Origin of the sequence: Marinimicrobium sp. UBA4509, from assembly GCF_002388575.1 — a bacterium.
GTDB lineage: Bacteria > Pseudomonadota > Gammaproteobacteria > Pseudomonadales > Cellvibrionaceae > Marinimicrobium > Marinimicrobium koreense.
In genome coordinates this window covers 53816-62347 of record NZ_DGMV01000056.1, presented here as the reverse complement: position 1 = coordinate 62347, position 8532 = coordinate 53816, and the positions used below count along the sequence as shown (strand labels likewise).

The 8532-nt window shown below is 61.1% G+C and carries 7 protein-coding genes; 2 read left to right on the top strand and 5 right to left on the bottom strand.

Annotation, left to right across the window (positions count from 1 at the left end):
• The 4 genes from rho to B3520_RS10980 all read right to left on the bottom strand — a co-directional run.
• Positions 1-809, bottom strand: an 809-nt coding sequence (gene rho / locus B3520_RS10995) for a transcription termination factor Rho (protein WP_286876040.1), incomplete at its 3' end; no start/stop codon positions are given.
• A 390-nt stretch (positions 810-1199) separates the two neighbouring features.
• The gene (gene trxA, locus B3520_RS10990; protein WP_286804987.1) at positions 1200-1529 is read right to left on the bottom strand and encodes a thioredoxin TrxA; all 330 of its coding nucleotides are present in this window, start codon (positions 1527-1529) and stop codon (positions 1200-1202) included.
• A 226-nt stretch (positions 1530-1755) separates the two neighbouring features.
• Positions 1756-3447: a sensor histidine kinase gene (locus B3520_RS10985; protein ID WP_286804988.1), complete on the bottom strand. Its 1692-nt coding sequence runs from the start codon at positions 3445-3447 to the stop codon at positions 1756-1758.
• A gap of 11 nt (positions 3448-3458) precedes the next feature.
• Positions 3459-4241 carry a response regulator transcription factor gene (locus B3520_RS10980; RefSeq protein ID WP_286804990.1) on the bottom strand — a complete coding sequence of 261 codons (783 nt, stop codon included), beginning with the start codon at positions 4239-4241 and terminating at the stop codon, positions 3459-3461.
• Positions 4242-4427: 186 nt separating this feature from the next.
• Here B3520_RS10980 and B3520_RS10975 point away from each other — a divergent pair, with 186 nt between their 5' ends.
• Both B3520_RS10975 and B3520_RS10970 read left to right on the top strand, forming a co-directional pair.
• Positions 4428-5900 carry a hypothetical protein gene (locus B3520_RS10975; protein ID WP_286804991.1) on the top strand — a complete coding sequence of 491 codons (1473 nt, stop codon included), beginning with the start codon at positions 4428-4430 and terminating at the stop codon, positions 5898-5900.
• 44 nt (positions 5901-5944) lie between these two features.
• Positions 5945-6628 (top strand): vWA domain-containing protein, encoded by a 684-nt coding sequence (locus B3520_RS10970; RefSeq protein WP_286804993.1) that lies wholly within the window; start codon positions 5945-5947, stop codon positions 6626-6628.
• 150 nt (positions 6629-6778) lie between these two features.
• Here the strand turns inward: B3520_RS10970 and B3520_RS10965 are convergent, their stop codons facing one another.
• Entirely contained in the window at positions 6779-8404 is a 1626-nt protein-coding gene (locus B3520_RS10965) for a methyl-accepting chemotaxis protein (RefSeq protein WP_286804995.1), read from the bottom strand.
• Between the last annotated feature and the right edge of the window lie 128 nt (positions 8405-8532).

Here is an 8532-nt window from a genome sequence, read left to right as displayed (position 1 = left end):
AGACGGGTGATGGAGTCGAGCAGAATGATCACGTCTTTCTTGTGTTCCACCAGGCGCTTGGCCCGCTCGATCACCATGTCGGCGACCTGCACGTGACGGGCCGGCGGCTCGTCAAAGGTGGAGGCGACCACTTCGCCGCGCACCGAGCGCTGCATTTCGGTCACTTCTTCCGGACGCTCGTCAATCAGCAGAACGATCAGGTGGCACTCGGGGTTGTTGCGGGTAATTGCCTGGGCAATGTTCTGCATCATCAGGGTCTTACCGGCTTTGGGCGGTGCCACGATCAGGCCGCGCTGGCCTTTGCCGATGGGAGAAATCAGATCGATGATGCGCGGGGTCAGATCTTCGGTGGAACCGTTACCGGCTTCCAGGCGCAGACGCTCATCGGGGAACAGGGGGGTGAGGTTTTCAAACAGGATTTTGTGCTTGGAGCTTTCGGGCTTGTCAAAGTTGATCTCGTTGACCTTGAGGAGGGCGAAGTAGCGCTCGCCTTCCTTCGGGGGTCGGATCTTGCCCGCAATGGTGTCGCCGGTGCGTAGGTTGAAGCGGCGAATCTGGCTGGGGGAGACATAGATGTCATCCGGGCCGGCCAGGTAAGAGCTGTCGGCCGAGCGCAAAAAGCCAAAGCCATCCTGCAGAATTTCCAGGACGCCGTCGCCGTAGATGTCTTCACCGCTTTTGGCGTGGCGCTTTAGGATATTGAAGATGATGTCCTGCTTGCGCGAACGGGCCATGCTTTCCAGCCCCATTTCCCGCGCGATGTCGATCAGTTCTTCGATGGGTTTGGTTTTCAGGTCGGTTAAATTCATACAGTGTGACTTTGGTGTGAAGGTTAATGGATTTGTTGTTGCACGAAAATTGTGATTCTGAGCGTGCGGGACTGGCGGTGCCGGGGTGCTGTTATCTCTGCTTACAGGCTGACTGCAGGCCAGGGTGGCTGAGCCACAGAGCGCCGAAACAGGGAGAACAAGCGGGAATTTATTGGAAATCAACTGGCGTTTCAGTCAACTCCCCGGAGCTGCCCATCGATTTGGCTGGTCCATCGATCTGGATGGTGGTTCAGAGCTGAATCAAGGCCGGGCAAACATCGAATGAAGGGAGTATAGCGATAAACGCCGGGTAGTGCAAAGGCGCCGGTCACTGGTCGCCGTGCGCCCGGCAGCCACCCGCCAGGCGGGGGCTACCGACGGGGTTCGGGCTTACAGAGCGCCTTCGATAAACTCGACCAGCTGCTGCTTGGACAGTGCGCCCACCTTGGTAGAGTCCGGCTCGCCGTTCTTGAAGATGATCAGCGTCGGAATACCACGGATGTTGAACTTGCCCGGGACTTCTTTGTTAGCGTCCACATCCATCTTGGTGATCTTGATCTTGTCACCATGGGTGCCGGCCAGCTCGTCCAGGATCGGGGCGATCATTTTGCAGGGACCGCACCAGGCCGCCCAGAAATCCACCAGAACAGGCTTGTCGGCCTTCAGGACTTCGGCGTCGAAGCTCTCGTCAGTGACGTGCACAATAGCGTCGCTACTCATAAAGCTGTGTCTCCAAATCGGTATCGTGAGTGAAGCGGTGTCGACCGCGCCAAGCGGGTCGTGGCCGCTTTATACGTGTGCCAGCATAATAAGGATTGCACCGCGGCCAGGCAAGGGGCAAAAAGCAATGGCGCTTATAAATGCCAACAATATAAAAACCTATGCTGGTAGTAACGTTTAATTATATATGGGGGTGATTGGCGGAATTTCAATGTCCCTGGCGGGCTCAGTCCCGGTACTCCTCGAGGGCCTCGAAGGGGCGGTTCAGGTCCTCAACCCGGGGGGCCAGAGCGTCCAGGTCCTCATCGTCCCCCTCGACCCTTGAGGCCGCGGTGGGCAGGAGCACCCGGAAGCACACCCCGGCGACATCCAGCGGCGTAAAGGTGAGCTTGCCGCCTTTGCGCCGGGGCTGTACCTCCAGGGCCCAGCGGGGAGTAGCCGGGTTTTGAGGGTCCAGTCGGGTCTCCCTGCCCCCGGAGGGGTCCAGCTCGAGGGCGAGGGTATCCTGACTGCCCGTCGGGGTCAGCTCCACGCGGGTGATGGCCTGGTCGAAATCCCACTCCAGCATTGCCGCTTCCGGCGCGGAGGAGCCGCTTAGGGTCTGGGCCCGCCGACACTGGGGTTGACCGTCCTCGTTCAGGGTGACTTCAATCACTTCGGTGGTCAGTTGGCCGTCGGCCAGGGCGATGCGCAGAGAATAGTAGGCGGGCCGGTTTTCGACGTTCTCGACCTTTACCCGACCTTCATAGCCTTTGACGATCTCCTGGACAAAGAACAATCCGAGCCCCTTGCCGTGGTGTTCCCGGGCGCGGCGGGTGGAGTAGCCGAGCTGGAAAATCTGCTCCATGGCGTCGGGCTCGATGTGGGGGCCCCGGTTGTACACCGCGAGCTCGACCCGGGCGCCCTGCTGGCCGAGGGTGAGCGCGACGCGGTTGTACTTGGATTTGGCCTTTTTGCGGGCAAAGAACTGGGCGTTCTTCAGCAGGTTTTCCAGCATCAGGACAAAGTGGTTTTCGTTGCCGAGCAGGCTGTCGGTCGGGTCCAGATAGGCCCGAAACTGGGGGTCGTCGTCCAGTACCAACCGCTCGGTTGAGCCCTCATCCAGGGCTTCGAGCCGGCTTGGTGATTCCTGCAGCAGGGGCGCGAGCGCCTTCAGTGTGGCCCGCCTCGGCCGGTAATCCGGGCGATGGGGTACGGCTTCGGAGGCATCGTCGTTCAGCAGGCGCTGGTAGTAGTGCTCCTCACACTCGCACAGCTGGTTGCCAATGTGCAGGGCAATGTTGTCCGTGGTGGACAGGTCCAGCAGGTCCCACAGATAGCGCATCGCCTCGAAGGCGTCGCGGTCTCGGCCATGAGTCTCCTCGTCCGGATATTGATCCTGTTCCAGGTGGCTCTGTAAGGCGGTCTGCACCTTGTCAAAGCAGATGACTCCGTTGTGACGCACTTCGGCGGCGATGCTTTTGAAGTGCAGAAACTTTTCGTCGTACTCGATATATTCCAGCAGCTTCTCGCTGATAAACAGTTTCAGTTTGTCCGCGTGACCGGCATAGGTGTGGGCTTTGAGTTGCAGTTGCTTCTTGCTCTGCCAGACCTGGTTCAGCTCGGTGCGCAAGCGCTCGATATCCCGGTCAAAGGCCCGCAGGCGCCGGCTGTGGTGGAACACGTCGCGCAGGATCAGCAGGGCGAAGACCAGCAGCGCCGCCAGTTTGACCTCCAACTCCTGAAGCAGTGGGTGCAGACGGTAGCCCTCGGGCATCAGCCCCAGCTCGCGCAACAGCTGGGGCTCGCCCGCCGCCAGCAGGTAGGCGCCCAGCGCCAACCCGGCCAGGCTGCTCAGCCAGGGAAAGGCCAGCCGGCGCGGGCGTACCGACGGCGGGTGGGACGCGGTGTTGAGGTCAGTATTCTCGGGGTCGGCCACGGTGTGGCTCCTTACTCTGATTGGACCGGCTTCCAGCAATAGGCACCCAGGTCCCCAAAGGTGACGATCCCTTCGCCTCGCTGACACAGGGCCATGAAGTCCCGCTCTGGCTCGGCCTGCTGAACGGCGTGGCGCAGGGTTTTGATGTGCTGGCGGTAGTTGGCGTAGGAAAATCGTTCCGGGTCGGCCTCCAATGCCTCGGCCATCTGCAGGGTGGATACCGGCCGGGGGGACGCCTCCACCAGGTAGCGCAGAATTTTCCGGGGCGTCGGGCCCAGCGGACGGCGGGGGTTGTTGGGGTTCATCAGCTTGTGGCCGTGCCAGAAGACTTCCCAGGTGAGCTTATCCAGGGTCAGAGGCCCGCTGGTGAGCTGTTCGGTTTTGGGGGCTTCACGCTGACGCAGAGCCGCCTTGATCCGCCAGCACAAGACCGCTTCGATATTGCGTTGATGCTTGGCGATGAAGTCCTGTATGCCCCCCTGCTCGAACGCACTCTGCTCAATATCCGTGCCGCTGTACTCGGACAGGTACACCTGGGGCACGTCGGGCCACTTGCGTTGCAGTGCCCGGGACACCGAGGCGCCGGCGCTGTCCCGGCCGTTCATCTGGGCGTCCAGCAGGGCAATATCCGGTGCCTGGCCGGCGCCGCTCTGCTTGATGTGCTGACAGGCCGCTTCGGCAAACCGGAAGACGCGCACACGGGTGGGCCGGCCATCGAAATCGGTGGCCTCGAGCACCGGCTGGAACTTCTCGATCCAGTGGGACTGATCTTCAACCCAGAGTATGTCTGCCATGGCCAAAGTGTAGCATTGGCTGCCAGAAAGGCTGTGATGGCGGTCACTGTTGGGCAAAGCCGCCCGCTTCTGAGGCGGCATAAACCGCCTTGCCTGGCCAACTCACCGATTTTTCACCGACGTTCGCGATACTTCGACTCAAGCCAATCCGCTGGTTGGCACATTCATTGATTCGGAGGATTCATCATGTTCAATCAACTACTGACCCTCTGGTCGGATTCGCCGGCGCTCTCGCTGGCGATCTGGCTGGTGATTCTGGTGGTGGTGCTCTATCTGGGGCGCCGCCACGCCCATCAACTGTTTCGCGCCAGTGGCCGGGCCGTGCATGGGGCCATGCGCCTGTGGAGCCGGTCCATCGGTCAATTGGAGCATCGCCTGGTGGCGCGCAACCGGGACGTGCTACTGGCCATGGGGCGCCGCTCGGCGGAAGCCGCCATTGAGCGGGACTTCAACCGGGTGCACACCATCATGGAGCGGGATCTGAGCCGCTACCCCAATCTGCACCGCAAGATTGCCGACGCCATCGAGAAGATCGAGGCCGACTATCAGGAGGCCAGCGATGCGCCGCCGCTACCACCGGCCTGGTCGGAGGTGATCGAAACTGTCTCCGGCCTGCCCGGCAGCAGTGACCCGGCGGTACACAAGGTGTTGGAAAATATCCGTGAGGTGATTGAAGACGCCCATAAAGAGACCTTGAAGCTGTACCAGAAAAGCAGTCGGGAGCGGCACCGGATTCTGGCCGGGATGCAGCCCCAGTGGCGCTCCCTGGATCAGAACCTGAGCCAGGTGAAGCAGACCATTGATGGGCTGGATGAACGCAGCAAGACCATTGATGAGCAGATGCAGGAATACGCGGCGATTCGTGCCGGGGAAGACAAAGCGGTGAATTCCCTGACCGCGTCCTCCATGACCCAGTTTCTGATTGCCGGACTGGTACTGGCCGTTGCCCTGATGGGCGGGCTGATCAACTTCCACCTGATTGCCATGCCCATGTCGGAGATGGTCGGCAGCAATAGTTATGTGGGGTCCATGCGCATTTCGGACGTTGCCGCGCTGGTGATCATTCTGCTGGAAGTGGCCATGGGGGTGTTCCTGCTGGAGTCCCTGCGGATCACCCATCTGTTCCCGATCATCGGCAGCATGGATGACCGGATGCGCCGGCGGATGATGATTGTCAGCCTGACGCTGCTGACCATCTTGGCCAGCATTGAAGCCTCCCTGGCCTATATGCGCGACCTCCTGGCTCTGGACCGCGAGGCGCTCAACCAGACCCTGACCGGAGCCGCCGTGGTGGAGGCCCAGTTCCGCTGGATTCCCTCCATCGGTCAGATGGTGCTCGGTTTCATTCTGCCGTTCGTGCTGGCGTTTGTGGCGATTCCGCTGGAGTCGTTCATTCACTCCCTGCGCACCGTGGTGGGGGTGATGGTGGTGGCACTGCTGCGGGGGCTGCGTCTGATCGTCCGCCTGGTGGGCGGCATGGCCAATCATCTGAGCAAGATGCTGGTGCACCTGTACGACATGCTCATTGTGGTCCCTCTGGCCATCGAGCAGTGGGTGAACCGCCCGCGTTCCAGTGAGCGCAAAGCCGACCGGGAGGACCCGCCCTGGGATGACAGTGAGGACTTGGAAGCGACCAAAGTGGTGGGGGTGAAGCCATGAAGCGAACTGTGGAAACAGCCATGAAGCGTACGACGAAGATAACCATGAACCGTTATTACGGTTGGCTCCGGCGCGGCGCTGTCCTCGCCGCGCTGATCGGTGCGCTGAGCGTGATCAGCGCCTGCAGCGACACCCAGCGGCCGGACAACCGCGCCGTGTATCTGCTGCTGGATACCTCCGGGACCTACACCGAGGAGCTGGACAAAGCCCAGTCATTGATTGCCTATCTGCTGGGCAGCCTGGACAGCGGTGACTCCATAGCGGTGGCCCTGATTGACGGCGGCAGCTTTACCGAGAAAAACATCGTTGCCAAAGTCACCTTTGACGATCGTCCGAGCGTGGCCAACGGTCAGAAGCGGGCCTTCAAGGAAACCCTGGATGAGGTGTTGGGGGGTATCGAGCGAGGTGCCGCCAATACCGACATCACCGGCGGGGTGATTCAGGGCCACGACTATCTGACCGAAACCGGCGCCGGGCAGCGCTACCTGTTCGTATTCTCCGATCTGGAGGAAGATCTTCAGGAAGGGCAGATTCGGGACTTCCCCATCGACATGTCCGGGGTGGAAGTGGTTGCCCTGAATGTCACCAAACTGCGCCGGGACAATATCGACCCCCGGGACTACGCCAAGCGCCTGGAGCACTGGCAGGGCCGGGTGGAATCCGGCGGCGGCCAGTGGCGGGTGATCAATGATCTTGAGCGTTTGGGCGAAATGATTCAGTGGCGTTAGTAGAGGCATTGGTGGATGAGTCCGAGTAGGTCGGATTAGGCCAAAGGCCGTAATCCGACACAATACAGACGCCCTTGTCGGATTACGGCCTCCGGCCTAATCCGACCTACGTGGGGTACGGTTGTCCCGCCCCGGCTTTGGATATACCGTCTAAACCCGGAAATGCGCGATCTGTGTTGATAAATGCCGCGACAACTCATTGAGATCCCGCGCGGTTTTGGTGGACCCCTGAGCACTCTGGTGCGCCCCCTGGACCAGCTCCACCACCCGCTCGATGTTCTTGTTGATCTCCTCGGCGGCGTAGCTCTGCTCCTCGGCCGCCGTGGCGATCTGGGCATTCATCTCACTGATGCTGGCCACGGCCCGGGTAATTTCGGCAATCGCCTCACCGGCCTCACCGGCACTGGCCACGGTATTCTGGGCCTGTTCCTGGCTGGCCGCCATGGCGGACATGGCGTTGGCGGCGCCGGCTTGCACCGCATCGATGATTTCCGCGATCTCCCGGGTGGAGTCCTGGGTCCGACGGGCGAGAGTGCGCACCTCATCGGCCACCACCGCAAAGCCGCGCCCCTGCTCACCGGCCCGAGCCGCCTCAATGGCGGCATTGAGGGCCAAGAGGTTGGTCTGCTCGGCGACGTTCTGAATCACTTCGAGCACACTGCCAATCCGGTTGGTTTCACCCTCGAGCTGACGCATGGCCTCGGCCACGGAATTCACATCGTTGGACAGATGATTGATCGAATCCAGCGTGGACTCCATCACCGAGCGCCCACGTCGCGCTCCCTCATCGGCCTGATTGGCCGCCTCGGCGGCCCCGGAGGCGTTGTTGGCCACCTCCTGCACCGTGGATGACATCTCGTTGACCGCCGTGGCCACCTGATCGGTGGACTGTTCGGTATCACCGGTCAGCCGGGTGATTTCATCGGCGTTCAGGTTGATGTGCTCGGAGGCGCGGTTGAGTTTGAGCGCCGAGTCTTTTACCGAACCGATGACACCGCCCATCTCCGATTGTAACCGGGTCAGGTTGTCGCTCAGTTGTCCCAGTTCATCGGCCCGCTGAATACGCACCTTGCCGGTGAAATCCCCCTGGGCCATTTCCTGAATATGGTCCATGAGAACTTTGAGTGGGCGCAGGAAGGCGGCCCGCAGCGTCCACCACAGCAACACCACCACCAGCAGGGCGACGCTCGCAATGGCCACTTGCGACCAGAAGCTGACCTGGGCGCTGCCCTGTTCGACCTCGCGGGTGAGGGTGGAGACGGTGGTGCTGATGTGCTCTGCAGCGTCGTTCAGCAGCCGACTGGGCTCCCGGTCGATGCCGGAGACGGCGTTATCGCCCACTGTCGGGTCGTAGTTGTTGGCGCTGAAGGCTTCAAAGCCGGCGCGGTATTCGCGGAACAGTGTCTGGTGGGCGTCGAGAAAGTCGGCCACTTCCTGGCGCACGGGGCTCGGTTCCATTTGGCTGAGCAGTGCCTGCCCTTCGTCCTGGATGATGTTGTGCTGTTCTTCGAACTGGTTCCAGTACCGTGCGCGTCGGCTGTCGTCGTAGCCACGCAGGAGGACGTTTTTCCATTCCTGAACCTGGACTTTGAAGTCGAAGTTCATCTGGTTGATGGCTCGTTCCTGGGCGATGTTGACGGTAATCAGTTCGTTGTAGCGGTCCAGCCGCTGGTTCAACTGACTGATGGCGATCACCGCCGTCACCAGCAAGCCCCCCAACCCGAGCCCCACCACGGCCATCAGCCGAGTCTGCATGCTGCGCTTGATCCAGTTCATTTTAGAACTCCTTTAAAACTTGTAAGCCGGGGCTGGTCGAGTATGTCGCAGTCGGAAAGCCCGGAGCACTTGGGGTGAACCCTTCCAAGACACGCCGTAAACCCATCCCTGGGGGCTCGACGCGCGGA